Annotated in this window: 20 protein-coding genes; 12 read left to right on the forward strand and 8 right to left on the reverse strand. The window is 72.4% G+C overall.

The window, feature by feature from the left end; all coding sequences use genetic code 11:
- The first annotated feature begins 6 nt into the window (after positions 1-6).
- Complete coding sequence (locus tag ACFVHB_RS21845; RefSeq protein ID WP_380324624.1) at positions 7-1,818, forward strand: alpha/beta hydrolase; 1,812 nt, start codon at positions 7-9, stop codon at positions 1,816-1,818.
- 11 nt (positions 1,819-1,829) lie between these two features.
- Complete coding sequence (locus tag ACFVHB_RS21850) at positions 1,830-2,444, forward strand: hypothetical protein (protein ID WP_380324627.1); 615 nt, start codon at positions 1,830-1,832, stop codon at positions 2,442-2,444.
- Positions 2,445-2,447: 3 nt separating this feature from the next.
- Here the strand turns inward: ACFVHB_RS21850 and ACFVHB_RS21855 are convergent, their stop codons facing one another.
- Entirely contained in the window at positions 2,448-3,380 is a 933-nt protein-coding gene (locus tag ACFVHB_RS21855) for a hypothetical protein (protein WP_380324630.1), read from the reverse strand.
- A gap of 284 nt (positions 3,381-3,664) precedes the next feature.
- On the opposite strand from ACFVHB_RS21855, the gene ACFVHB_RS21860 reads away from it, so the two are divergent.
- Entirely contained in the window at positions 3,665-4,342 is a 678-nt protein-coding gene (locus tag ACFVHB_RS21860) for a papain-like cysteine protease family protein (protein WP_380324633.1), read from the forward strand.
- A gap of 9 nt (positions 4,343-4,351) precedes the next feature.
- A complete protein-coding gene (locus ACFVHB_RS21865) occupies positions 4,352-5,275 on the forward strand; it encodes a hypothetical protein (protein ID WP_380324636.1) in 924 nt (307 codons plus the stop codon).
- 124 nt (positions 5,276-5,399) lie between these two features.
- On the opposite strand, the gene ACFVHB_RS21870 is transcribed toward ACFVHB_RS21865, so the two are convergent.
- Positions 5,400-6,059 carry a TetR family transcriptional regulator gene (locus ACFVHB_RS21870; protein ID WP_380324639.1) on the reverse strand — a complete coding sequence of 220 codons (660 nt, stop codon included), beginning with the start codon at positions 6,057-6,059 and terminating at the stop codon, positions 5,400-5,402.
- 8 nt (positions 6,060-6,067) lie between these two features.
- Entirely contained in the window at positions 6,068-7,648 is a 1,581-nt protein-coding gene (locus ACFVHB_RS21875) for an MFS transporter (RefSeq protein WP_380324642.1), read from the reverse strand.
- Between the two features lie 354 nt (positions 7,649-8,002).
- Here ACFVHB_RS21875 and ACFVHB_RS21880 point away from each other — a divergent pair, with 354 nt between their 5' ends.
- A complete protein-coding gene (locus ACFVHB_RS21880) occupies positions 8,003-8,542 on the forward strand; it encodes a hypothetical protein (RefSeq protein WP_380324645.1) in 540 nt (179 codons plus the stop codon).
- On the opposite strand, the gene ACFVHB_RS21885 is transcribed toward ACFVHB_RS21880, so the two are convergent.
- Positions 8,513-9,196: a hemolysin III family protein gene (locus ACFVHB_RS21885; RefSeq protein WP_380324648.1), complete on the reverse strand. Its 684-nt coding sequence runs from the start codon at positions 9,194-9,196 to the stop codon at positions 8,513-8,515. The two genes, ACFVHB_RS21880 and ACFVHB_RS21885, sit on opposite strands and share 30 nt — an antisense overlap.
- A gap of 276 nt (positions 9,197-9,472) precedes the next feature.
- Here ACFVHB_RS21885 and ACFVHB_RS21890 point away from each other — a divergent pair, with 276 nt between their 5' ends.
- Complete coding sequence (locus tag ACFVHB_RS21890) at positions 9,473-11,299, forward strand: phosphoenolpyruvate carboxykinase (GTP) (protein ID WP_380324651.1); 1,827 nt, start codon at positions 9,473-9,475, stop codon at positions 11,297-11,299.
- A 284-nt stretch (positions 11,300-11,583) separates the two neighbouring features.
- Here the strand turns inward: ACFVHB_RS21890 and ACFVHB_RS21895 are convergent, their stop codons facing one another.
- Positions 11,584-12,798: a pyridoxal phosphate-dependent aminotransferase gene (locus ACFVHB_RS21895; RefSeq protein ID WP_380324654.1), complete on the reverse strand. Its 1,215-nt coding sequence runs from the start codon at positions 12,796-12,798 to the stop codon at positions 11,584-11,586.
- 359 nt (positions 12,799-13,157) lie between these two features.
- Here ACFVHB_RS21895 and ACFVHB_RS21900 point away from each other — a divergent pair, with 359 nt between their 5' ends.
- Positions 13,158-13,874, forward strand: coding sequence for a prepilin peptidase (locus ACFVHB_RS21900; RefSeq protein ID WP_380324658.1), 717 nt, complete (start codon positions 13,158-13,160; stop codon positions 13,872-13,874).
- 116 nt (positions 13,875-13,990) lie between these two features.
- Here the strand turns inward: ACFVHB_RS21900 and ACFVHB_RS21905 are convergent, their stop codons facing one another.
- On the reverse strand, positions 13,991-15,589 hold the full coding sequence (locus ACFVHB_RS21905; RefSeq protein WP_380324661.1) for a chitinase: 1,599 nt from the start codon (positions 15,587-15,589) through the stop codon (positions 13,991-13,993).
- A gap of 408 nt (positions 15,590-15,997) precedes the next feature.
- Here ACFVHB_RS21905 and ACFVHB_RS21910 point away from each other — a divergent pair, with 408 nt between their 5' ends.
- From ACFVHB_RS21910 to ACFVHB_RS21925, 4 genes are all read left to right on the forward strand, one after another.
- The gene (locus tag ACFVHB_RS21910; protein ID WP_380324664.1) at positions 15,998-16,792 is read left to right on the forward strand and encodes an isoprenyl transferase; all 795 of its coding nucleotides are present in this window, start codon (positions 15,998-16,000) and stop codon (positions 16,790-16,792) included.
- Between the two features lie 218 nt (positions 16,793-17,010).
- Positions 17,011-18,342 (forward strand): PhoH family protein, encoded by a 1,332-nt coding sequence (locus ACFVHB_RS21915; RefSeq protein WP_380324667.1) that lies wholly within the window; start codon positions 17,011-17,013, stop codon positions 18,340-18,342.
- 446 nt (positions 18,343-18,788) lie between these two features.
- Positions 18,789-19,517, forward strand: coding sequence for a transglycosylase SLT domain-containing protein (locus ACFVHB_RS21920; protein WP_380324670.1), 729 nt, complete (start codon positions 18,789-18,791; stop codon positions 19,515-19,517).
- Positions 19,518-19,986: 469 nt separating this feature from the next.
- Entirely contained in the window at positions 19,987-21,456 is a 1,470-nt protein-coding gene (locus tag ACFVHB_RS21925; RefSeq protein WP_380324752.1) for an AI-2E family transporter, read from the forward strand.
- A 146-nt stretch (positions 21,457-21,602) separates the two neighbouring features.
- Here ACFVHB_RS21925 and ACFVHB_RS21930 read toward each other — a convergent pair whose 3' ends face one another.
- Together ACFVHB_RS21930 and ACFVHB_RS21935 are read right to left on the reverse strand one after the other, a co-directional pair.
- Positions 21,603-22,145: an alkyl hydroperoxide reductase gene (locus tag ACFVHB_RS21930; RefSeq protein ID WP_380324673.1), complete on the reverse strand. Its 543-nt coding sequence runs from the start codon at positions 22,143-22,145 to the stop codon at positions 21,603-21,605.
- Positions 22,146-22,150: 5 nt separating this feature from the next.
- Positions 22,151-22,702, reverse strand: coding sequence for a peroxiredoxin (locus ACFVHB_RS21935; RefSeq protein WP_380324676.1), 552 nt, complete (start codon positions 22,700-22,702; stop codon positions 22,151-22,153).
- A gap of 193 nt (positions 22,703-22,895) precedes the next feature.
- Here ACFVHB_RS21935 and ACFVHB_RS21940 point away from each other — a divergent pair, with 193 nt between their 5' ends.
- Positions 22,896-23,846, forward strand: a complete 951-nt coding sequence (locus ACFVHB_RS21940; RefSeq protein ID WP_380324679.1) for a LysR substrate-binding domain-containing protein — start codon at positions 22,896-22,898, stop codon at positions 23,844-23,846.

Raw genomic sequence — 23,846 nt, forward strand, 5'->3', positions numbered from 1 at the left:
GGCTGCGTGGTCGGTCGTGCGCGCTATGGTAGCGGCGAGTGTCGGGGCGAGCACGCAAACGTGACAGCTGGGGGGCTGGAAGTGGATCTCGCGAGCCTGAAGAACGCGAAGCCGGCGGACCTGTACGCGGCCGCCGACGCCTACGGGCAGCTCTACAAGGCGTACTCCGAACACGCCACCCAGTGGAGGAGCGGCACCGCCGACCGCGTCCACGGCTCCGGCTGGACCGGCGGTGCGGCCGACGCCGCCACCAAGTCGCTCGACGCGACCACGGCCAGACTGCAGGCGGCCGACGTCGAACTCGCCTGCATCGAGAGCACGCTGCGGGACCACGCCGACACGTTTACGCTCGCCCAGTCGAAGCTGCGGCAGGCACTGGCCGACGCGGCGGCGAAGGGTCTGAAGGTGGGCGAGGACGGGACGGTCAGTTGGAGCGCCTCGGACAACCCGTACCAGGCGGTGGACCGGGCGGACAAGCAGAAGGCGGCCGCCGAGGAGATCGGCAAGCGGCTCGGTGCCGCCCTCGCCGAGGCCACCCGGGCCGACCAGGGCCTCGCCGCCGACCTGAAGCGCTTCACCGGCCACGCCACCGACAAGTCCGGCCTGGACATGAAGACGGCGAGCGCGGACAAGTACCTGAGCGACTTCGGGGCGATGAACACCCCGGGCTACCAGAAGGACATGCCCGGCAAGGACGCCACCCCGACTCAGGTCAACTCCTGGTGGAAGGGCCTCGACCCGGCCGGCCAGCAGTGGTTCATCGATCACCACCCCGAGGCCATCGGCAACCTGGACGGCATCCCGGCGGTGGTCCGGGACCAGGTGAACCGGGCGTACCTGACGAAGCGATACGACGAGCTCAAGGGTAAGGCTCGTACCAAAGCGGAGCAGGAGGAGTTCAGCAAACTCGACCCCGTTGTGCGTCGCCTGAGGGACGACATGAGGAACGCAGGCGACGGCCGTCCGCAGGACTACCTGCTGGGCATCGGTACCGAAGGCCAGGGGCGGGCAATCATCTCCTTCGGCAATCCTGACACCGCGACCGACATTTCCTCCTACGTCCCGGGTATCACAACGTACCCTTCCTCCCTTGGACCGAAGAGCGGCTGGACGCCTGGTACGAACGAGGCCGAGAACACACTGAATCTCTGGCGTTCCGCCACCGCCAAGTTGCCGCCGGGCGGCTCGGTCGCGTCGATCGTCTGGCTGGGTTACGATCCGCCGGGACAGGACGCGGGAGCCGCGTCGAGCGCGGCCGGGGACAAGGGCGCTACGGCCTACGCGAAGTTCCTCAGCGGCGTGCGGGCCAGTCATCAGGGCAGCGAGCCGCCGCACATCACCTCGATCGGACACAGCTACGGCTCGTACGTGGTCGGCCAGGCCACCAAGCTGGCCGCCCAGCCGGGTGCGCCCTTCCAACGACCGGACGACGTGGTGTTCATCGGCAGTCCGGGCGTCGGTGTGAGCAAGGCCGCCGACCTGGGGATGCCCGACCACGTCTGGGCGGGCGCGGCGGCGAACGACGTCGTCACACACACGCCGACGAAGGGGGACGCCCTCGTCACCCTCACCAGTGGCCCGATCGTCGCCTGGGGCGCGCATGAGCTCTTCAATCCGGACGACGGCTGGTACGGGACCGATCCGGCGAGTGCGGCCTTCGGCGGCAAGCGCTTCTCCGTCGACGACGGTGGCGACACCACGGACGTCATCGGGATGCACACCAAGTACCTCACGCCGGAGCACGGCGGGCCCTCGCTGGACAACATCGCCGGCATCGTCACCCGCGGGTGCGACGTCAAGTTGGTCGAAGGCCGATGAGCGGGCGTCGGGTGAAGGTCGCGGTCGCCGCAATCGTCGTGGTCGCCGTTCTGCTGTCCACCGGCATCGTGCTGTTCTTCAACGGGTACGGTCCGATGGCGTTGCGGGACAAACGAGTGGTGAAACTGAAGAGCCCAGCGGCGGCGAAGGAGCGGATCGACGAGTTCCTGCGGGCGACCATGGACGGGATCTCGCCGCCCGTCACCTATCTCGGCGGTGACTACCAGGTGACGCGTGAACATGATCACTGGGATGGCGAGCCGAACCTGAAGTCCCAGCTGTTCGGCTGGGTCACTCTCCGGACCCGGATCTCGTCCGTCAAGCTCCCGGTGCTGCTTGACCAGATCAGCCGGATCTGGGAGCACTCGGGGTGCAGTCCGGTGAGCCGTTCCGTGCCTGAGAAGTACAACCCCGGGCTGGCGTCACTCCGCTGTGAGGCCGGCGACTACCTGTTCGTGGATCTCATCGCTTCCTCGAACGGGGCGTACGACACCGTCTCGTTCGGGGCAAATCTCGACTTCGTGCGGTACCGGCCCGCCGGCGAGTACGGGCCGGTACCGCCGTTGGCAAAGAGGCCGAAGGGGGACCACGACGCGGACACCGACGACCCCTACTGGTCCCACTGACCGCTACTCCCAGTCCCAGCGGATCCCCAGCAGGCACGGCCGCAGTGCCGAGCCGACGAGGTGGACGCAGTGGTGGCCGTCGAGGGTGAGTTCCTCCGTCTCGTGGGGCTTGTCGCCGGGGGAGCGCAGCGCGAAGCGGTGGCAGCGGACGGGGAGGGCGGCGGGGTGGAAGGTGACCTGGAGGACGTACTGGCCGGCGCCGGAGTGGAAGCCGCGGACGTACTCGCAGCTCGGGGTGGGGGACGGGGCGTCGTCGAAGCCGTAGCCGAGCAGGTGGGTGTCTCCGGCGCGGAGGCGGCGGTCGAGGAGGAGTTCGGCGACCAGGAGGTGGTGGGCGGGGTCGCGGCGGATGCGGCCGGGGCGGCAGTTCTCCTCGGCGCGGACGCCGACCCGGGTGATGTCGCAGCCGGGGTCGCCCTGGTAGATGGCCAGGTAGCGGTCGACGCCGTCGCGGTGGGCGCGCAGGGCGTGTTGGGAGTCGCGGCGGAGGAGTTGGCGGTCGGCTCCGATCCGGATGCGTTCGATGTGGGTGATGGTGTGCAGGCCGGTGTCGCGCGGGCCCGCGATGGTGGCGAGCAGGTCGTCGACGGCGGTGGCCGGGGTGATGAGGTCACGGTAGGGGCGCACGGGCGGGCCGACCGGGTCGGCGGGGGTGGTACGGCTGGGGCCGAGGAGCCGGGTGAGGGAGTGCTCGGGGAGTTCCAGGACCTCTTCCAGGGCCCGTACCGCGCGCAGTGATTCGGCTCGTTCGGGGCGGCGCCGGCCCTGTTGCCAGTAGCTGAGGCTGGTGACGCCGACGTGGACGCCGCGCTGGGCGAGGTGCTGGCGCAGCCGGTGCAGGGCGAGGCCGCGGGTGGCGATGGCGGTGCGCAGGGCGAGGTGGAAGGGGCCGGTGCGCAGGACGGTGGCGAGGTCGGCCTGTTCGCTGCGTTGCATGACGGCCTCCTCGGCGGTAGGGCCGGTTCTCCGGGGGCGGGCCGGGTGGGCACCGGTTGGTCGTGAATATTCACATGCGGAGGATGGTTTGTCACCGGTGGGGGCTGGGTGCGCGAGGGATTCCGGGGTGGTGTTCACATCTGGACGGGGGCGTTCACACCGGGGAACGGGGGGCGCGAGGGGCGTTGACCAGGTTCTGTCAACGGGGCGATGCTCGATGGCGCGATCCGGATCGCAACCCCCACACGATCCACTCCTCTGCCTGTGCAAGGAGGAACGCCCCCATGTCAGTTCCACGGATACGCCTGCGCCGCGCGGTCTCGGTGTTCGCGCTCGGCGTGCTCGGCCCGGCGCTCACCGTCGCGGCCGCCGCCCCGGCTTCCGCAGGCCCGGCCTCCGCCGCCCCCAACGGCGCGCCGGTCACCGCTTCCGCCCGGGTCCGCCCGGCCGCGGCGGCGGGCAGTACGGCCGACCTGGCCGGCACGTCCAAGAAGCTCAACATCACCATGCAGCAGCAACAGCAGAGCAACTGGTGCTGGGCCGCGAGCGGCAACACGATCGCCGCCTGGTACGGGTACTCGTACAGCCAGAACCAGTTCTGCAACGCGGCGTTCGGCCGGTCGACCAACTCCAGCTGCCCCAACAGCCAGGCCACGCTGGGCGACGTGCAGAACGGCCTGAGCTGGATCGGCATCAACCCGGGTTCGTACGTCACCGGGTACCTGCGCTACAGCACGGTGCAGACCGAGGTGAACGCCGACCGGCCGATCGAGACCCGGATCCAGTGGAGCTCCGGCGGCGGCCACATGCACGTGGTGTACGGGTACGACACCGGCGGCAACCAGGTCTACTGGGGCGACCCGTGGCCGTCCAACTACCGCTACAACTGGGCGGACTACAACTACTACGTGTCCAACGGCACGTTCTCCTGGACCCACTCCCTGTACCGGATCGGCGCGTGAGGGGCGACCATGACCAGCATCCGTAATGCGGCCGTGGCCGTCCTGATCGCGGCCGGTCTCGGCCTGACCGCCGCTCCGGCGGCCCACGCGGACACCCCGGCCGGCAGCGCGGCCGGCAGTCCGGCCGGCAGCCCCGAGCCGGTCGGTGCCGCCGACCTGGCGCAGGCCCGCGACGCGGCCCAGAGCCCGGCCGTAGTCGACCGGTTGGGCCACTTCTTCGCCCGCAAGGGCGTGCCGCCGGCCGAGCGGTCGGCTGAGCAGCCGGCCGCGCGACCGGCCGTCGGTGCGGCCGGTGCGGCGGAGGCGGAGGCGGCGCGCGCGGCCGCGCCGAGGCTGTCCGGCGACACCGTGCCGGTCTTCACCCTGGACGCGGCCTTCGTGGCCGGGACCCCGGGGGCACCGGTGGCGAAGGCCGAGTTCACCGCCAGCAAGGCCGTCTCGGCGGACGGCCAGGTGGCCTCGGTGTGGACGGTGAAGCAGGGCGACACCTGGCGGGTCGTCAACATCGCGTCGGGCGGAGACGAGACCGACTACGCGGCGCGGGCGGCGGCGGGCGGTGGCGGGACGGCGTTCCGCGAGCCGCAGCTGAACGCCTGGTACGTGCTGCGGGACGGCCGGGTGCTGCCGCTGGACGACGAGGCGCGGCGCTCGGTGGGCGCGGACGGGGTGAGCCTGGCGGCGTACCAGCAGCTGGTCCGGCAGCGGTACGGCGACAAGCTGCCCGGTTCGGCGTACGACCGGGCGGGGAAGGGCGGCGGCTACCAGCCGGACGCCACCGGGCCGGATCAGGTCTCGGCGCAGTCGGCGGCGCCGGGCGGCGGCCGCGCGCTGCCGGCCGTGTCGGCCGTCACGGCGGGCGCGGCCCTGGGCGTCACCGCGCTCGCGGGCGCGGGCGTCGCGCTGCGGCGGCGGGCGGGAGCCCGGCGCGGGTAGGGCCCGCCGGCGGTGACCGCCGGGTGAGGGGGGCGGCGGGGTCCGGCACGGCGGACGGGCCCCGCCGTCGCCCGTCCGGTCACCCACCGGCCCCGGCCGGCGGCCCGCACGCCCCCGAATCCGCCTACAGGTCGGTGAACCCGCCCTCCAGCACGGCGAAGGCGCGGTCGACCAGGTCGGCGATGTCCTCCGTGCCCCCGTCGTGGGCCCATCGCAGCACGGTCTCGGTGGTGGCCGCACCGATGGCGGCGGCGGTGATCCGCATCCCGAAGGTGGGTTCCTCGACGCCGGCCCGCCGGGTCAGCACGCCGAGGTAGAGCTGCTGCGGGTCGTTGGAGGTCTCGTGCATCCGGGCGCGCAGCGCGGGGACGTCGTTGACCAGCCGCATCCGGGTGAGCAGCTCCTCGCGCTCGCTCGCGAGCAGCTCGCGGATCAGGCCGATCAGGGCCTCGCGGCAGCTGCGCAGAAACGGTTCGTCGGCCGGGCGGGCCAGCAGGGCGGTGACCATCGCCGGGTCGTACTCGTCGGTGAGGACGAGGTCCTCCTTGGTGGCGAAGTACCGGAAGAAGGTGGACTGCGAGACCTCGGCCGCCGCCGCGATCTGCTCCACGGTGGTGTTCTCGTAGCCCTGTTCGGCGATCAGCCGGTACGCCTCACGGCGGATCGCCTGGCGGGTCTTCAGCTTCTTCCGTTCGCGCAGCGACAGCGGCGCCTCCAGCATCGCCTGGACCGAAGTGGCCGGTCCTGCTGCCGGGGTCGCCGTTGTCGGCCGCGTTGCGCTCATACCTTCGATTATCCGTGATCGGCGGCGGGCACGGCGGTGCTTCCGGACGGGGGCCCGGCCTCGCCGGCCTCGCCCCGCTCGCCCGCCGGGCGCGGTTCGGCGGCGGGCATCCGCAGCGCGACCAGTACGGCGGACAGCGCCGCGATGACCCCCGAGACCAGCAGCACCACCGTCATGCCGTGGACGTACGCGGCGTGCGCGGAGGCGGTCAGCGCCGGGTTCCCGGTGGCGGAGGCCACGGCGTCGGCGGCGACCACCGACTGCCCGGCCCGGTGGGCGGAGTCGGCGGGCAGTGCCGCGGTGTCCAACGCGCCCCGGTAGGCGGCGGCCAGCAGGCTGCCGAACACCGCCACCCCGATCGCCCCGCCGACCTGGCGCAGCGTCTGGATCAGTCCGGAGCCGACGCCGGCCTTGGCGGGCGGCAGGGTGAGCAGGGCGGAGGCCTGGGCGGTGATGAGCGACAGGCCCATGCCGAGGCCGAGCAGGACGAGCCAGACCGCGGCCGGGCCGTACCCGTCGGAGCTGTCGGTGCGGCTGCCGAGCAGCAGTGCGGCGGCCAGCAGGGCCAGCCCGAGGGTGATCACCACCCGCGGGCCGGTCCGGGCGACCAGCCGGTCGCTGAGCTTGGCGGCCACCATCAGCCCGAGCATCATCGGCATCAGGCGCAGGCCGGTGCCGAGGGCGTCGGCGCCGAGCACGCTCTGGAAGTACAGCGGCAGGACGAAGAAGGCGCCGAACAGCACCAGCGAGACCAGCGTGGCGGCCACCGTCGACCAGCGGAAGGTGGGGTCGGCGAGGAGCCGCAGGTCGAGCATCGGGTCGCGCTGCCGGCGGCTGCGCAGCACCAGGACGGTGAGGGCGACCACCGAGCCGCCGAGCGTGCCGGCCACCAGCGGGTCGGTCCAGCCGCGGCCGGGGCCCTCGATGATGCCGAAGGTGAGCGCGGCCAGCCCGCCCGCGCCGAGCGCGGTGCCGGGCAGGTCGATCCGGGGCGCGGCGGGGTCGCGGGTCTCCGGGAGCAGCAGCACGCAGGCGGTGATGCCGACGGCGGTCAGCGGGACGTTGACCGCGAAGACGGCGCCCCACCAGAAGTGCTGGAGGAGGAAGCCGCCGATCAGCGGGCCGAGCGGGGCGCCGGCGGCGAGCGAGGCGGCCAGGATCGCGGTGGCGCGGCGCTGCTCGCCGGCCGGGAACAGCCCCGGGATCACGGCCATGGACATCGGCATGACCAGCGCGCCGGCCAGGCCCATCGCCGCCCGCGCGGCGATCAGGGTGCCGGGGCTGTCGGCGAGCATGCCGACGGCGGAGGCGAGGCCGAACAGGGCCAGGCCGACGGTGAGGGTGCGGCGGCGGCCGAACCGGTCACCGATCAGGCCGGCCGGGAGCATCACGGCGGCGAAGACGACGGTGTAGGAGTCGACGATCCACTGCTGCTGCCCGGTGGTGGCCTGGAGCTGGGAGGCCAGGGTGGGCAGGGCGACGTTGAGGATCGTCATGTCGAAGCTGATCACCAGGACGCTCAGCGCGACGGCGACCAGTGCGAGCCAGCGCCGGGGGTTGGGCCCGGGCGGGGCGGGGGTGGTGGACACGGGCGACCTCCGGAGGCGGGCACGGCGACAGGGGAGTCCCTGTCAAATGACAGTAACTCCCAAAAGATGGTCGCCGTCAATACGCCCGGTGGCGCCGGATCTCCTCACGTTGGGTGATGTGTTCTGGAAGTGCGTGTTCCGCACGGGGAATTGACGCAACGTTGATCTGTCGTTCGCCGCTCCGGGGCGGCCCCGGGTGACTGTCGGTAGATACCATGTGGCAATCGGTCAGTGCTGGCCGAAGCGTGCCGAGAGCGGACGAAGCGTGCCGAGAGCGGAGAAGGGGTGGGGCGGCAGGAGCCGACCACGAGCCCGGCGCAGGAGCGCGAGCCCGGCGCAGGAAGGGGAGATCGGATGGCCGAGAGGGAGTCGACCGCCCAGATCTGGGGCGCGGCAGTGGTGGTGGGCTCGGCCCTGGCCGTGGTCGCCGGATATCTGATCAACGGCGCCGCGCTGGTACTGGCCGTCGCCGGGGTCGAGGTGCTGCTGCTGATGGTGTACGTCGGCCGGCGCTGGCAGCGGCTGCGCCGGCCGGTCGCGCCGCGCGGCCACCAGGCGGCCGGCGGGAGCCCGGACGCGGCGCACTGCGAGCGCTGCCGCCGGGCCCGCGAGGCGCTGGACGCGCGCGAGGCCCGCTCCCGTCCGCGGTCGGTGCGCGGGTACCGGCCGGAGGCCCGTCCCGCCCCGGACCGGACGGCGGACCGGAAGCCCGACCGGAAGCCCGACCGGACGGCGGAGCGCTCGGCGGACCGGAAGCCCGACTGGAGGGCGGAGCGCTCGGCGGACTGGGCCACGGGCTGGACGGCGGAACGGGCGGCCGCCCGGTCGCTGGACCGGTCGGCCGCCCGTCCCGGGGCGCCCGGCTCAGCTGGTCGCGCTGTACGCCACCAGTGAGACGCCGACGTACTGCACGATGAAGGCCCCGAGGGTGAAGGCGTGGAACACCTCGTGGAAGCCGAACCAGCGCGGTGACGGGTCGGGCCGCTTGAGCCCGTACACCACGCCGCCGACGCTGTAGAGCACCCCGCCGACGATCATCAGCACCAGCACCGCGACCCCGCCGGCGTGCAGGAATTCCGGCAGGAAGAACGCGGCGGCCCAGCCCAGCGCGATGTACACCGGCGTGTACAGCCAGCGCGGCGCGCCGACCCAGAACACCCGGAACGCGATCCCGGCCAGTGCGCCGCCCCAGACCGCCCAGAGCAGCAGCTGCTGCGCGGCGCCGTCCAGCAGCAGGATGGTGAACGGGGTGTAGGTGCCGGCGATGATCAGGAAGATGTTCGCGTGGTCGAGCCGGCGCAGCACGGCGTCGCCGCGCGGGCCCCAGGTGAAGCGGTGGTAGACCGCGCTGACCCCGAACAGCAGCCAGGCGCTGACCGAGTAGATCGCGCAGGCGATCTTGGCGGGTGTGGAGTCGGCCAGGCAGATCAGGACGATCCCGGCGGCCACCGCGGCGGGGAACATCCCGGCGTGCAGCCAGCCGCGCCACTTCGGCTTGCTCTCGGCACGCTCCGTGCTCTCCAGGAGCTCAGCAGTCATGGGCAGCATGTTATCCGCTACCTACGGCTCCGTAGGTTACTGGCACGTAGGAAGTGGCGATCGTCACTAGTTGGACGTTTTGGAGTGTTCGAAGCGGTGCTCGAAGGGTCTTCGGCGGGCCGAAAGCGAGCGGTTACCAACCAGTAACCATACTGAATGTAGTAAAAGATGCGTCAATTTCACCGCTGCGCCGTACTCGGGCCCGGATGCCGGAGCTACGCTGCAAGCACCCTCAGACCCCCGCTACGCCGCCTCCTCGCCGAGATGGCGCGAAACGGAGCGATCGTGTCGTACGAGATCTCTGCTCTCAGCGCATCCGCGCCCACCCGCCACCAGCGCCTGCTCGCGTGGGTGAGCGAGATCGCCGAGCTCACCCAGCCGGACCGCATCGAGTGGTGCGACGGCTCCGACGAGGAGTACCAGCGCCTCGCGGACCTGCTGGTGGCTCAGGGCACCTTCAAGAAGCTCAACGAGGAGAAGCGCCCCAACTCCTACTACGCCGCCTCGGACCCCACGGACGTGGCGCGCGTGGAGGACCGCACCTACATCTGCTCCGAGCAGGAGGAGGACGCCGGCCCGACGAACAACTGGAAGGCCCCCGCCGAGATGCGGGAGATCTTCCAGGGCGCCGAGGGCCTGTTCCGCGGCGCGATGAAGGGCCGCACCATGTACGTGGTGCCCTTCTCGATGGGCCCGGTCGGCTCCCCGCTGGCCGCGTACGGCGTCGAGATCACCGACTCCGCGTACGTCGCCGTGTCGATGCGGGTCATGACCCGCATGGGCAAGGCCGTGCTGGACCAGCTCGGCGAGGACGGCGACTTCGTCAAGGCCGTCCACACCGTCGGCGCTCCGCTTGCCGAGGGCCAGGCGGACGTGGCGTGGCCGTGCAACAGCACCAAGTACATCTCGCACTTCCCGGAGACCAAGGAGATCTGGTCCTTCGGCTCCGGCTACGGCGGCAACGCCCTGCTCGGCAAGAAGTGCTACGCGCTGCGCATCGCCTCGACCATGGCCCGCGACGAGGGCTGGCTGGCCGAGCACATGCTCATCCTCAAGCTCACCCCGCCGGCGGGCGAGGCGAAGTACGTCGCGGCGGCCTTCCCGTCCGCGTGCGGCAAGACCAACCTGGCCATGCTCCAGCCGACCATCCCGGGCTGGAAGGTCGAGACGATCGGCGACGACATCGCCTGGATGCGCTTCGGCGCCGACGGCCGCCTGTACGCCATCAACCCCGAGGCCGGCTTCTTCGGCGTCGCCCCCGGCACCGGCGTGGACACCAACGCCAACGCCATCGACACGCTCTGGGGCAACACCGTCTTCACCAACGTCGCCCTGACGGACGACGGCGACGTGTGGTGGGAGGGCCTCACCGAGGAGCCGCCGGCCCACCTCACCGACTGGCGCGGCAACGACTGGACGCCGGAGTCCGGCACCCCGGCCGCCCACCCGAACGCCCGCTTCGCCGTCCCGGCCGCGCAGTGCCCGACCATCGCCCCCGAGTGGGAGGACCCGGCGGGCGTGCCGATCTCGGCCATCCTCTTCGGCGGCCGCCGCGCCACCGCCGTCCCGCTGGTGACCGAGTCCTTCGACTGGCAGCACGGCGTCTTCCTGGGCGCCAACATCGCCTCGGAGAAGACCGCCGCGGCCGAGGGCACCGTCGGCGAGCTGCGCCGCGACCCGTTCGCGATGCTGCCGTTCTGCGGCTACAACATGGGCGACTACTTCGCCCACTGGCTGAAGGTCGGCGCCGAGGCGGACGCCGAGAAGCTGCCGAAGATCTACTACGTGAACTGGTTCCGCAAGAACGGCGAGGGCAAGTTCGTCTGGCCCGGCTACGGCGAGAACAGCCGCGTGCTGAAGTGGATCGTCGAGCGCCTGCAGGGCACCGGCGAGGGCGTCGAGACCCCGATCGGCGTGCTGCCGACCGTCGAGGGCTTCGACCTGGACGGCCTGGAGCTGTCGAAGGAGGACCTCGACCTGCTCTTCACCGTCGACGCCGACATCTGGCGCCAGGAGGCCGCGCTCGTCCCGGCCCACCTGGAGCTGTTCGGCGACCACACCCCCACCGCGCTGTGGGATGAGTACCGAGACCTCGTCGCGCGTCTCGGCTGAGCCTGAGCCTCAGCCGGTTCATCGGCGGTGCGTGGCACGAATCGCGCGCTGACCGAGCGACAGGACGGCCGGAGTTCCGCCGGACGATCTTTCCCCGACCAAGGAGATCGTCCGGACCGGAGCTCCGGCCGTAAGCCTTTCCGGGCGGCGGTGCGACCGGCGACGCGCTGCCGCGCCGACCCGCCGACGCACTGCCACGTCGACGCGACGGCGCGACGACACGACGGCGCGCCGTCGTGTCGTCGCGCCGGTGCGGCAACGCGCCCTACGGCCCCCGCAGCCCGCTACGGCTGGGTGTAGCCGCTGAGGAAGTCGCCGATGCGGGTGACGGCGTCGGTGATGTCCTCGGCGCGGGGGAGGGTGACCAGGCGGAAGTGGTCCGGCTCGGGCCAGTTGAAGCCGGTGCCCTGGACCAGCAGGATCCGCTCGGCGCGGAGCAGGTCCAGCACCATCTGGGCGTCGTCCTTGATCTTGTAGACCTTCGGGTCCAGCCGGGGGAAGGCGTACAGCGCGCCCTTCGGCTTGACGCAGCTGACCCCGGGGATCTCGTTGAGCAGCCGGTGGGCGGCGTCCCGGGACTCCAGCAGCCGCCCGCCCGGCAGGACGAGGTCCCGGATCGACTGCCGGCCGCCCAGCGCCGCGGCGACCGCGTGCTGGGCCGGCATGTTGGCGCACAGGCGCATCGAGGCGAGCACGGTCAGGCCCTCGATGTAGCTGCGGGCGCGGTGCCGGTCGCCGGAGAGCACCATCCAGCCCGAGCGGAAGCCGGCCACCCGGTACGCCTTGGAGAGGCCGTTGAAGGTGACGCAGAAGAGGTCCGGGGCCAGCGTGGCCAGCGGGACGTGCTCGGCGTCGTCGTAGAGGATCTTGTCGTAGATCTCGTCCGCGTAGACCACCAGCTTGTGCCGGCGGGCGATCTCGACCAGGCCCTCCAGGACCTCGCGCGGGTAGACCGCGCCGGTCGGGTTGTTCGGGTTGATCACCACGATCGCCCTGGTCCGGTCGGTGACCTTGGCCTCGATGTCGGCGAGGTCCGGGTACCACTCGGACTGCTCGTCGCAGCGGTAGTGCACGGCGGTGCCGCCGGCCAGCGAGACCGAGGCCGTCCAGAGCGGGTAGTCCGGCGCCGGGACGAGCACCTCGTCGCCGTCGTCCAGCAGCGCCGTCATGGCGAGCTGGATCAGCTCGGAGACGCCGTTGCCGAGGAAGACGTCCTCGACGGTGAGGCCGTGCAGGCCGCGCTCCTCGTAGTGCATGACCACGGCGCGGCGGGCCGAGAGCAGGCCCTTGGAGTCGCCGTACCCGTGCGCGGAGGAGAGGTTGCGCAGGATGTCCTGGAGGATCTCCGGGGGCGCGTCGAAGCCGAACACGGCGGGGTTGCCGGTGTTGAGCTTCAGGATGCGGTGGCCCTGCTCCTCCAGCCGCATCGCCTCGTCGAGCACCGGGCCGCGGATGTCGTAGCAGACGTTGGCGAGCTTGCTGGACTGGATGACCTGCATGCCTGCCTACTTTAGGGCCATGCCGGGGCGGTCCGGCGCGCGTTCCGGGACACGCGCCGGACCGCCTGCGAGGGGCCCCTTCGATACCGAGGCGGAGTCGTCAGCCGGCCTTCCAGATCAGGGGCCCGGTGTCCGGAACGCTGCCGAAGACGAGGAACTCCGGCGGAGTACCGGCCGGGACGAGATAGACCGCACACTGCTGCCGGGGCCGGCCGTCCGCGAGGGTGCCGGGCTTCTCGCCGGAGGTCCTCGGTCCTCCGGCCCGCAGGTGGTCGGCGCCGGGGCCGGCGTCGCGGGAGGGGACACCGCGGCCGGCCGTGGATGATGTGTCCGGTGGTACCCGAGAAGAGGGGGGCGCGGTGATCGCCACCGTGGTCGGGGCGCTGCTGGCCGGTCTGCTGGCGGCGCCGGCGCTGCGCGGACTGGTGGTGCGGTACGCCGTGCCGGAGGGCGAGCCGTGGTGCACCGCCTGCCCGGGCTGTACCCGGGCGCTGCGCGGTCTGCCGCCGAACGGGCGCTGCCCGGGCTGCCGGGAGCGGCTGGGCCCGCGGCCCGGGCTGGTCGAGGCGGTGACGGTGGTCGTGGTGGCGGCGGCCCTTTCGGCGGCCCACCCGGCCGACGCGGTGCTGCTGCTCTGGGCGGCCGGTCCGGGCGTGGTGCTGGGCTTCACCGACGCCCGGGTGCGCCGGCTGCCGTACCCGCTGAGCTGGACGCTGGCGGCCGGACTGGCGCTGCTGCTGGTGGTGCTGGAGCTGGCGGCGGGCCGCCCGGGGGTGCTGCTGCGCTGCCTGCTGGTGGCGCTGGCCGCCGCCGCGCTGTTCGAACTGCCGGGCTGGTTCGGGCTGATGGGCGCCGGGGACACCGTCCTGGCGCTCGGCCTGGGCGCGCTGCTCGGCCGGTACGGCTGGTCCGCGGCCTTCGCCGGGCTGTTCGCCTCCGCGGTGCTCTCCGGGCTCTGGGCGGTCGGCCGGGCGGCGGTGGCCGTGGTCCGGCGCGGCCCGGTGCGCGGGCTGGACGTGCCGATGGGCCCCTTCCTGCTGCTCGGCACGCTCGCCGCCGTACTGCTGCAGGGGTAGCGGCGGCGGCTGCCGCGGGGCGGCGGCGCGAACGGGCCCGCCGTACCGGGTGGGGTACGGCGGGCCCGCCGACGGCGCGCGAGCTCCACCCTCAAGGAGCGGCGCGTCGTGGGGAGTTACGGCATCTGGTGGACGAACGGGCCGACCGCGTTGGAGAACGCGTTCCCGTTGTTGGCGTCCCAGTTGGTCGACCAGGTCATCGCGCCGCGGATGGTGGGCCACTTGGCCGGCGGGACGAAGCTGCCACAGTTCCTGCCGGTGGCCAGGCAGTCCAGCGCGTCGTTCACCACGGCCGGCGAGACGTAGCCGCCGCCGGCCGCCCTGCCGGAGGCCGGGACGCCGATGCCGACCTGGTCGGGTCGCAGGCCGCCCTGGATGTGGGTGCAGATCTGCGAGGTGATGAAGTCGATGGTGCCCTGGTTGTAGACCTTGCCGTCGCAGCCGTTCATGCCGCCCGAGTTGTAGAACTGGGTGTTGACGACGGTCAGGATGTCCTTGGTGTTCAGGGCCAGCTGGAAGTAGGCGCCGGCGGTGCTGTACATCCCGATGGTCTCCGGGGCCATCGTCAGGACGAAGCCCGGACCGGCCTTGGCCTGCAGGGCGTGCAGCGCGTTGCCGAGGTAGGTCGGGTTGACGCCGTTCTCCAGGTCGACGTCGATGCCGTCGAAGCCGTAGTCCTTGATGATCGCGTAGGCGCTGTCGGTGAACGCGGCCGCGGCGGTGGCGTCGCCGACGGTGATGGCGCCGTTCTGGCCGCCGATGGAGAGGATGACCTTCTTGCCGGCCGCCTGCTTGGCCTTCACGTCGGCGCGGAACTGCGCGTCGGTGTAGCCGCCGAGGGCCTTGGAGAGCGCCGGGTCGAGGGTGAAGCTGATCGCGCCGGCCTTGGCCGGGACGGCGTCGGCGAAGGAGACCGCGATGATGTCGTAGGCGCTCTGGACGTCGCCCAGCTTCTGGACGGTCGCGCCGTTGTCGAAGTTGTGCCAGTAACCGGTGAGCACGTGCTTGGGCAGCCCGGTGGCCGGCGGCGTGGTGGCGGTGGTGGTGGCCGTGGGGGTCGGCGTGGCGGTCGGGGTCGCCGTCGCCGTCGGGGTCGCGGTGGCCGTGGGCGAGGCGGTGGCGGTGGCCGTGGCGGTCGGCGTGGGCGTGGGCGTGGCGGTCGGGGTCGGCGTCGAGGTGCCGCCCGGGCCGCTCAGCACGACGTCGTCGGCGAGGTAGGCGCTCTGGCCGTACCAGCCGTGCAGGTACAGCGTGATGCTGTTCACGTTGGCGCCGGTGGTGAAGGTGGAGGAGAGCTGGTTCCAACTGCTCTGGTTGGACCAGGTGCTCGGCTCGGCGCCGCCGGTGCCGCGCGCGCCGAGGTAGACGTACGGGCCCTGGACCCAGGCGCTCAGCGTGTAGCTGGTGTTGGGCAGCACGCTGACGGTCTGGGTGCACTCGGCGGTGTCCGCCGCGCCCGGGGTGGCCTGCAGCGCGCCGGCGCCGGAGTGGACCGGGGCGGAGACGACGGTCGCGGCGCCGGTGCACGACCAGCCGGCCGGCGAGCCGGAGTCGAAGCCGCCGTTGGTGACCAGGTTCCCGGCGGCGGCGGTGGCGCCGCCGGCGAAGAGGGCGAGGCCGCCGCCGGCGAGGGCGAGGGCGGTGGCTCCGGCGGCGAGGGCCGGGAGGGTGCTGCGCCGGCGTCGGTGCGCGGGCTGGTTCAGCGTACGGGCCATGGAGGGGCGCTCCTGGGGGAGGAGCGGCCGCCGCGGTGGGGGTCGCGGCGGCCGCGTGTGGGGGAGGGCATTGCGTCCGCAGTACTGCCGTTGGGGGGCGGGGGTCCGGTGCGCGTCCCGCCCTGGGTTCACAAGCTGGACTAGACCATTGCGGGTCGTCAAGCATCGATCGTCGGCTTACGGATCCTTTAAGGAATCGGATACCGTTCCGTAGCCGTCGCCCCGGCGGCCGCCCGGAGTGCCGGTGGGTGCCTTCCGGCCACCCCCGCCACGCCGGCCGCAACAGTTTCAGCGCAGGACCGTGACCTGACCGCTACCTGCGGCTTTACCGGGTGCGTCCGGGCCGGAGTAGGCTGCGCCGGGGGTCGTGACGTACCCCGGTGAAGAGTTCAGGAGGGGCCGAAAACCATGGGTCTGCGCGATGTCGTCGAACGCACGCCGGGTCTGCGCACCCTGCTGGACGGTATGTACGGCCTCTACGGGCGCCGCGTCGAGGTCCACCTCGCCCGCACCCCGCACCACATCGGCGTGATCCTCGACGGCAACCGCCGCTGGGCGAAGGCGACCGGCGGCTCCACCGCGTACGGCCACCAGCGCGGCGCGGACAAGATCAGCGAGTTCCTCGGCTGGTGCGACGAGACCCACGTCAAGGTCGTCACCCTGTGGATGCTCTCCACCGACAACCTCTCCCGGCCGGCCGACGAGCTCGTCCCGCTGCTCGGGATCATCGAGGACGCCGTCACCAACCTGGCCGCCGCCCGCCGCTGGCGGATCCACCCGGTCGGCGCCCTGGACCTGCTGCCGCAGCACACCGCGGACGTGCTCAAGCGGGCCGCCGAGGAGACCGCCGGGATCGAGGGCATCACGGTCAACGTGGCCGTCGGGTACGGCGGCCGGCACGAGATCGCCGACGCCGTCCGCTCGCTGCTCCAGGAGCACGCCGGGCGGGGCACCTCGATCGAGGAGCTGGCCGAGATCCTCGACGTCGAGCACATCGCGGAGCACCTCTACACCAAGAACCAGCCCGACCCGGACCTGATCATCCGCACCTCGGGCGAGCAGCGGCTCTCCGGCTTCCTGCTCTGGCAGAGCGCGCACAGCGAGTTCTACTTCTGCGAGGCCTACTGGCCGGCCTTCCGCAAGGTCGACTTCCTGCGGGCGCTGCGCGCGTTCGAGCAGCGGAACCGGCGGCTGGGGCTCTGACCCTCCGGAGCCCCAGGGACGATCACCCCGTAGGAGCTGGCCTACCCGGCCGCGGCGCGAGGCCAAACGTTCACCGGCAATGATCCGTCAGTTCGCCGGGGGCGCGAATGCACCGCCCCTCGCCTGGGAATACTCCCTCCAGACCGGCCCCGAGGCCACCGGGGCAGCGGGGGCCGGCTTGCCGCGGATGACGCAGGGTCATCCGCCCTGGAGGCCTAGTGGTCAGTTCCAAGAGCCGCCGGACACCAGACCGGCGCACGTACGTTCTCGACACCAGCGTGCTCCTGGCGGACCCGCTCGCCATGACCCGCTTCGAGGAGCACGAGGTCGTCCTGCCGGTGGTCGTGGTCACCGAGCTGGAGGCCAAGCGGCACCACCCGGAGCTGGGTTACTTCGCCCGCCAGGCGCTGCGACTGCTCGACGACTACCGCATCCGCTTCGGCCGGCTCGACGAGCCGATCCCGGTCGGCGAGCTCGGCGGCACCATCCGGGTCGAGCTCAACCACTCCGACCTGTCGATACTGCCGGTCGGCTACCGGGCCGGCGGCGAGGCGGACACCCGGATCCTGGCGGTCGCCCGCAACCTGCAGGCCGAGGGGTACGACGTCACCGTCGTCTCCAAGGACCTCCCGCTCCGGATCAAGGCCAGTTCGGTCGGCCTGCTCGCCGAGGAGTACCGGGCCGAGCTGGCGATCACCTCGGGCTGGACGGGCATGTCCGAGCTGCACGTCCCCGCCGCCGACGTGGACGCGCTGTTCGCGGCCGGCCATGACGCCGCGGTGGACATCGAGGGGGCCGCCGAGCTGCCCGTCCACACCGGACTGGTGCTCAGTTCGGAGCGCGGCCGGGCGCTGGGCCGGGTCACCGGCGACGGCCGGGTCCGGCTGGTGCGCGGGGAGCGCGAGGCGTTCGGCCTGCGCGGGCGCAGCGCCGAGCAGCGGGTCGCGCTGGACCTGCTGCTCGACCCGGAGGTCGGCATCGTCTCGATGGGCGGCCGGGCCGGCACCGGGAAGTCCGCACTGGCGCTCTGCGCCGGCCTGGAGGCCGTGCTGGAACGGCGGCAGCACCGCAAGGTGATGGTCTTCCGGCCGCTGTACGCGGTCGGCGGCCAGGAGCTCGGCTACCTGCCGGGCTCCGAGACGGAGAAGATGAGCCCCTGGGCGCAGGCGGTCTTCGACACCCTCTCCGCCGTCACCACCCCGGACGTGATCGAGGAGGTCATCTCCCGGGGCATGTTGGAGGTCCTGCCGCTGACCCACATCCGGGGGCGTTCCCTGCACGACGCCTTCGTGATCGTGGACGAGGCCCAGTCGCTGGAGCGCAACGTCCTGCTGACGGTGCTGTCCCGGATCGGCCAGGGCTCGCGGGTGGTGCTCACCCACGACGTGGCGCAGCGGGACAACCTCCGGGTCGGCCGGTACGACGGTGTGGTGGCGGTGGTGGAGAAGCTGAAGGGTCATCCGCTGTTCGCGCACATCACGCTCACGCGGTCCGAGCGTTCGCCGATCGCGGCGCTGGTCACGGAGATGCTGGAGGACATTCACCCGTAATCCGCCCGACCGGTACATAGTCGGACAATAAGGTCAATTCCGGGCGTGGGGCCCGCTCCTGACGGGGCGGGCCCCCGTCCCTTTCATCACATCGAGTGCTTTCTGTCCGGAGAACTCCGGCGCGGTGAATGTGACATGCGCCACGCAGGGGGGAATTGCGTCGACAGGGCCCGGTGCGGCATGGTGAGGGTTCTGTCAGGCCCCGCGTACGGCGTGGCGGGCTTCCGGGTGACCGGGAGTCCGGTCCGAACGGTCCGCCAACTCCGGTGGGTGGACGCACAATTGAACACCGCTGAGCCGTACGCCGCCCGATCTCAACGCCTGGTCGCCTCACGTCGGCCGGCGCCGGGTCAGTACCTCCCGTGACCAGCACCGTACGGAGGGCAGCGCCAAGGGGCATGTTGCGCCCGTACGGTCACGCGTGGGCGATGCTGGAAGGAATCCATGTGACTCGGATCTCGGTCCGGGGAGTTGCTGTGGCCTCCGCCACCGCCGTCACCGCCGTCGGTGCCGTCGTGGGCATGGCCTCGGGCAGCGAGGGCAAGACGACGCAGACGGTCGACGTCGCCGGCGCGACCCTGCTTGCCGAAGTCCCCTCTGGCGCCCAGGCGCAGACCATCAGCGACAACATCGGCACGCAGGCCTCCGCCCAGCAGGCCGCCGCGGACGCCGCCGCCAAGGCCGCGGCCGAGCAGAAGGCCGCTGAGGAGGCCGCGCGCCAGAAGGCCGCCGCCGACGCGCAGGCCAAGGCCGACGCGGAGAAGGCCGCCAAGGAGGCCGAGGAGAAGCGCAAGGCCGACGAGGCCGCCGCCAACCGCTCCAAGGCCCGCTCGGCGATGGCCGCCACCGACTCCGGCGACTCGGCCCCCGCGGTCTCGGTCAGCCCCGGCTCGGTCCAGGCGCTCGCCCAGCAGATCATCGGCAACGACACGCAGTTCCAGTGCTTCAGTCAGATCGTGAAGCGCGAGAGCGGCTGGGACTACACCGCGACCAACAAGAGCTCCGGCGCCTACGGCCTGGTGCAGGCGCTGCCCGGCTCCAAGATGGCCTCGGCGGGCGCCGACTGGCGCACCAACCCGGCGACGCAGATCAAGTGGGGCCTGGACTACATGAACAGCCGCTACGGCAGCCCCTGCGGCGCCTGGTCGTTCTGGCAGTCGCACCACTGGTACTGAGCCCGACCGGCACCTGGCCCGGCGGGTCGCGCACCACGGCACAGCCCCCGACCGCTCACCCGCGGTCGGGGGCTGTGCCGCGTTGGCGGCGGGGGCGGGCCGCGCCGCCCGGGCTGCGCTGACCAGTGCGCTCACGGGCGGTGCGGTCCTGGGTGCGGACGCGGGGCGCGGGAAGGGGTCCTGGTTGCTTCCCGCACCGGCCGGTCCGCCGACAGATGGCTCCGGTTCTCGTCCGGAGTCCTCCCCGCGATCCGGCGCCTGAAACCCACCGGATCAGGTGGTTTTGTCCCGATGTCGCCCCGCGCGGCACGGCCGGGGCGGCCGTTCGTCCCCCCACCGATCGCGCTCAACCCGCCCGCCCGCCGGACCGGCCGCGCACCGGGCGGGTAGTTTCGTTCCTGACGGCCGTGGCGGGACCCACGGCGTACCGCCGGGCACGGCGGCCCAGCGGGGAGCGGTGGTAGTGAGGATGGCGCGGGGCGGGAAGGCCTTCAAGGCCGTGGCCAAGAGCGCGGCCGTGGTGGCGAGCGCGGTCGCGGTGATCGAACGACGCCGGCGGGCCGCGATGGCCGCCGAGGACCACGAGCCGCCGATCGACGTGGTGCCGCTGCCGGCCCCGATACCGGCCGCGACGGTCTCCGCCGCGCTGCCGACGCCGCGTGAGGAGAACGGCGCCGCGGCGCACACCGGTCGCGCGGCGCGGGCCGTCCCCGGGGCGCCGGCGCCGGCCCCCGCCCCGGCGGTCGCGCACGGCGCCTTCGGGCGCGAACTCCACCCCGGCCGGCCCGCCACCCCCGCCGAGGCCGTGCCGTGGGGCCTGCGGGTCGCCGCCGAGTCGACCTGGCGGCTGCTGCTGCTCGGCGCCGCGCTCTACGTCGTCTTCATGGTCGTCGACATGCTGCGGCTGGTGGCCTTCGCGGTGCTGGCCTCGCTGCTGATCTCCGCCCTGCTGGAGCCCAGCGTCTCCTGGCTGCGCCGGCGCGGCGTGCCGCGCTCGTTGGCCGCCGGCGGGGTGTTCATGAGCGGCCTGGCGGGGATCGGACTGGTCGGCTGGTTCGTGGTCTGGCAGGTGACCACCAACCTGTCCACCGTCACCAGCAAGGTCCAGGACGGTGTCACGACCCTCCGGGACTGGCTGGTGACCGGCCCGCTCCACCTGACCGAGCAGCAGATCAAGGACTTCGCCGACCAGATCACCAAGGCGATCAGCACCAACACCGAGCAGATCACCTCGGTCGGCCTCACCGGCGCGCAGATCGCGGTCGAGGTGCTCACCGCCGTCCTGCTCGCCTTCTTCACCACCTTCTTCCTCCTCTACGACGGCGAGCGGATCTGGAACTGGGCCCTGCGCGGCCTGCCCCGGCACTCCCGCTACGCGATGGCCGGCGCCGGTCCGAAGGCCTGGACGACGCTCACCGCGTACGTCCGCGGCACCGTCTGCGTGGCCTTCATCGACGCGGTCTGCATCGGCATCGGCATCCAGCTGCTCGGCGTGCCGATGGCGCTGCCGCTCGCGGTGATCATCTTCCTGGGGGCCTTCGTCCCGCTGGTCGGCGCCCTGGTCACCGGGACGGTCGCGGTGCTGATCGCGCTGGTCACGACGACGCCCTGGACGGCGCTGATGGTGCTGGTGGTGCTGGTCGCCGTCCAGCAGTTGGAGGGTCACATCCTCCAGCCGCTGATCCTCGGCCGGGCCGTCCGGGTCCATCCGCTCGGCGTGGTCCTCGGCGTGGCCGCCGGCTCGATCATCGGCGGCATCGGCGGCGCCATCGTCGCCGTCCCGCTGATCGCGGTCACCAACACCGTGGTCACCCACCTGCGCCGCCGCAACGAGGCCGGCCAGGCCGTCTTCACCGCCCTCGAAGCGGCCCGCGAAGCCGCCGTCGCCAAGGCGAACCACCCCGACCCCGCCCCGGCCCCGGCGGGGCCCGCGGAGTAGCACCCGTCCGTCCGTCGGTGCGTCACCACCGCCCGGTGGCGGCCGGCCGGACGGCGGCGGGGGCGCGGCGCGCACGGTTGCGGACACGCGAACGGCCCCGGGCGGACGTGGTGTCCGGCCGGGGCCGTTCGGGGTTCGCGTCCGGGTCAGACGGCGACGGCGGCCAGGGCGTTCTCGGCGTCGAGGACGCCGGCGACGGCCTGGAGGACCGCGGCGATCTTGATCGAGGCCTGGATGACCTCGCGCTCGACGCCGGCCTTGCGGAGCACGGCCTCGTGCGAGTCGAGGCACTGGCCGCAGCCGTTGATGGCGGAGACCGCGAAGCACCAGAGCTCGAAGTCGGCCTTCTCGACGCCCGGGGTGCCGATGATGTTCATCCGCAGGCCGGCCCGCATGCCGCTGTACTCCTTGTCGGAGAGCAGGTGCGTGGTCCGGTAGTAGACGTTGTTCATCCCCATGATCGCGGCCGCGCCCTTGGCGGCGTTGTACGCCTCCGGGGAGAGGTTGGCCTTGGCCTCGGGCTCCAGCTCGCGCAGCACGGCGGCGCTGCGGGTGGCCATCGCGCAGGAGAGCACGGTGCCCCAGAGCTGCTGGGCGGGGAGGTCGGAGTTGCCGATGACCGCGCTCAGGTTGAGCTTGAGGTCCTTGGCGTAGTCCGGGAGGGCGGACTTCAGGTCGTCGAGGGCCATGGTGGTCAGCCCGCCAGCAGAGCCTGGGCGTCGAGGGTGTCCTCGCCCTTGTTCCAGTTGCACGGGCACAGCTCGTCGGTCTGCAGGGCGTCCAGCACCCGCAGGACCTCCTTGGGGTTACGGCCGACGGAGCCGGCGGTCACCATGACGAACTGGATCTCGTTGTTCGGGTCGACGATGAACACCGCGCGCTGGGCGGTGCCGTCGGCGGCCTCGACGCCGCAGGCGCGCATCAGGTCGTGCTTGACGTCGGCCAGCATCGGGAACGGCAGGTCGCGCAGGTCCTTGTGGTCCTTGCGCCAGGCGTGGTGCACGTACTCGGAGTCGCCGGAGACGCCGAGGACCTGGGCGTCGCGGTCCGCGAACTCCTCGTTCAGCTTGCCGAACGCGGCGATCTCGGTCGGGCAGACGAAGGTGAAGTCCATCGGCCAGAAGAAGACGATCTTCCACTTGCCCTCGTAGGACTTGTGGTTGATCTCGGCGAACGCGTTCGCGGCGTCCAGGTCGACGCAGGCGTTGAGTTCGAACTCGGGGAACTTGTCACCGATCGTGAGCACGTTCGCTTCTCCTGAAGTGAGACTGAGGGGAGTTCGTCCGGATTGCGGACGCGCCCTCCACGATTCCACATCGTGGACTGATCAGGGAAATAGCTACACTCGATGTGTCTGATCGGAGAGAGCTATCAATACCCCGACGCCCCCCTCCCGCCCCACGGCCCGCCGGGCCGCCGCGCGCCGGTCCGAGGCCGCTGTGGGGAACGCCACAGCGCGCGGCTCCCGCACGCCGACGGTCGCCCAGCTCAGGGCCTTCGTCGCGGTGGCCGAGCACCGTCACTTCCGGGAGGCGGCGGCCGCGACCGGGCTCAGCCAGCCGGCGCTGTCCGGCGCGGTCGCGGCGCTGGAGGAGTCGCTGGGCGCGCAGTTGGTCGAGCGTACGACGCGGCGGGTGATGATCACCCCACTGGGGGAGCGGGTGCTCGACCACGCGCGCCGGGTGCTCGCCTCGCTGCAGGCGCTCACCGAGGAGGTCGAGGCGGCCCGCCGCCCGTTCACCGGCCCGCTGCACCTCGGCGTCATCCCGACCGTCGCGCCGTACCTGCTGCCGAACGTGCTGCGGCTGGTCCGCGACCGCTACCCGGAGCTGGAGCTGCACGTCCACGAGGAGCGCACGCCCTCGCTGCTGGAGGGCCTGGCCGGCGGGCGGCTCGACGTGCTGCTGCTCGCGCTGCCGGCCGGCGGGGCCTCGCCGACCCGGGACATCCCGCTGTTCGACGAGGACTTCGTCCTGGTCGCCCCGCCCGAGCACGAGCTCGCCGGGCGGGTCGACGTCCCCCGCGACGTGCTGCTCGACCTGGAGGTGCTGCTGCTGGAGGAGGGCCACTGCCTGCGCGACCAGGCCCTCGACATCTGCCGTGAGGTCGGCGCCGACCCGGCCGGCTCCACCACCCGGGCGGCCGGGCTCTCCACCCTCGTCCAGCTGGTGGCCGGCGGCCTCGGGGTCACGCTGCTGCCCGCCACCGCGCTGGACGTCGAGGCCGGCCGCACCGACCGGCTGGCCGCCGTCCGCTTCGCCGCCCCCGCGCCCGGCCGCCGGATCGGGCTCGCCACCCGGCCGGGCTCGGCCCGCAGCGCCGAGTACGACCGCTTCGCCGCCTCGCTGCGCGAGGTGCTGGCCGAGCTCCCGGTCCGGATCGTCTCCTAG

This window comes from Kitasatospora sp. NPDC127111 (assembly GCF_042677465.1).
In the GTDB taxonomy this organism is placed as follows: Bacteria; Actinomycetota; Actinomycetes; order Streptomycetales; family Streptomycetaceae; genus Kitasatospora.

Bases quoted from the DNA above. Each gene is read 5' to 3' on its own strand.
- ACFVHB_RS21895 (WP_380324654.1), bottom strand. From the start codon at position 12,798: ATGCAGGTCATCCAGTCCAGCAAGCTCGCCAACGTCTGCTACGACATC.
- ACFVHB_RS21905 (WP_380324661.1), bottom strand. From the start codon at position 15,589: ATGGCCCGTACGCTGAACCAGCCCGCGCACCGACGCCGGCGCAGCACC.
- ACFVHB_RS21910 (WP_380324664.1), top strand. From the start codon at position 15,998: ATGGGTCTGCGCGATGTCGTCGAACGCACGCCGGGTCTGCGCACCCTG.
- ACFVHB_RS21930 (WP_380324673.1), bottom strand. From the start codon at position 22,145: ATGGCCCTCGACGACCTGAAGTCCGCCCTCCCGGACTACGCCAAGGAC.
- ACFVHB_RS21865 (WP_380324636.1), top strand. From the start codon at position 4,352: ATGACCAGCATCCGTAATGCGGCCGTGGCCGTCCTGATCGCGGCCGGT.
- ACFVHB_RS21870 (WP_380324639.1), bottom strand. From the start codon at position 6,059: ATGAGCGCAACGCGGCCGACAACGGCGACCCCGGCAGCAGGACCGGCC.
- ACFVHB_RS21925 (WP_380324752.1), top strand. From the start codon at position 19,987: ATGGCGCGGGGCGGGAAGGCCTTCAAGGCCGTGGCCAAGAGCGCGGCC.
- ACFVHB_RS21855 (WP_380324630.1), bottom strand. From the start codon at position 3,380: ATGCAACGCAGCGAACAGGCCGACCTCGCCACCGTCCTGCGCACCGGC.
- ACFVHB_RS21885 (WP_380324648.1), bottom strand. From the start codon at position 9,196: ATGCTGCCCATGACTGCTGAGCTCCTGGAGAGCACGGAGCGTGCCGAG.
- ACFVHB_RS21880 (WP_380324645.1), top strand. From the start codon at position 8,003: ATGGCCGAGAGGGAGTCGACCGCCCAGATCTGGGGCGCGGCAGTGGTG.
- ACFVHB_RS21860 (WP_380324633.1), top strand. From the start codon at position 3,665: ATGTCAGTTCCACGGATACGCCTGCGCCGCGCGGTCTCGGTGTTCGCG.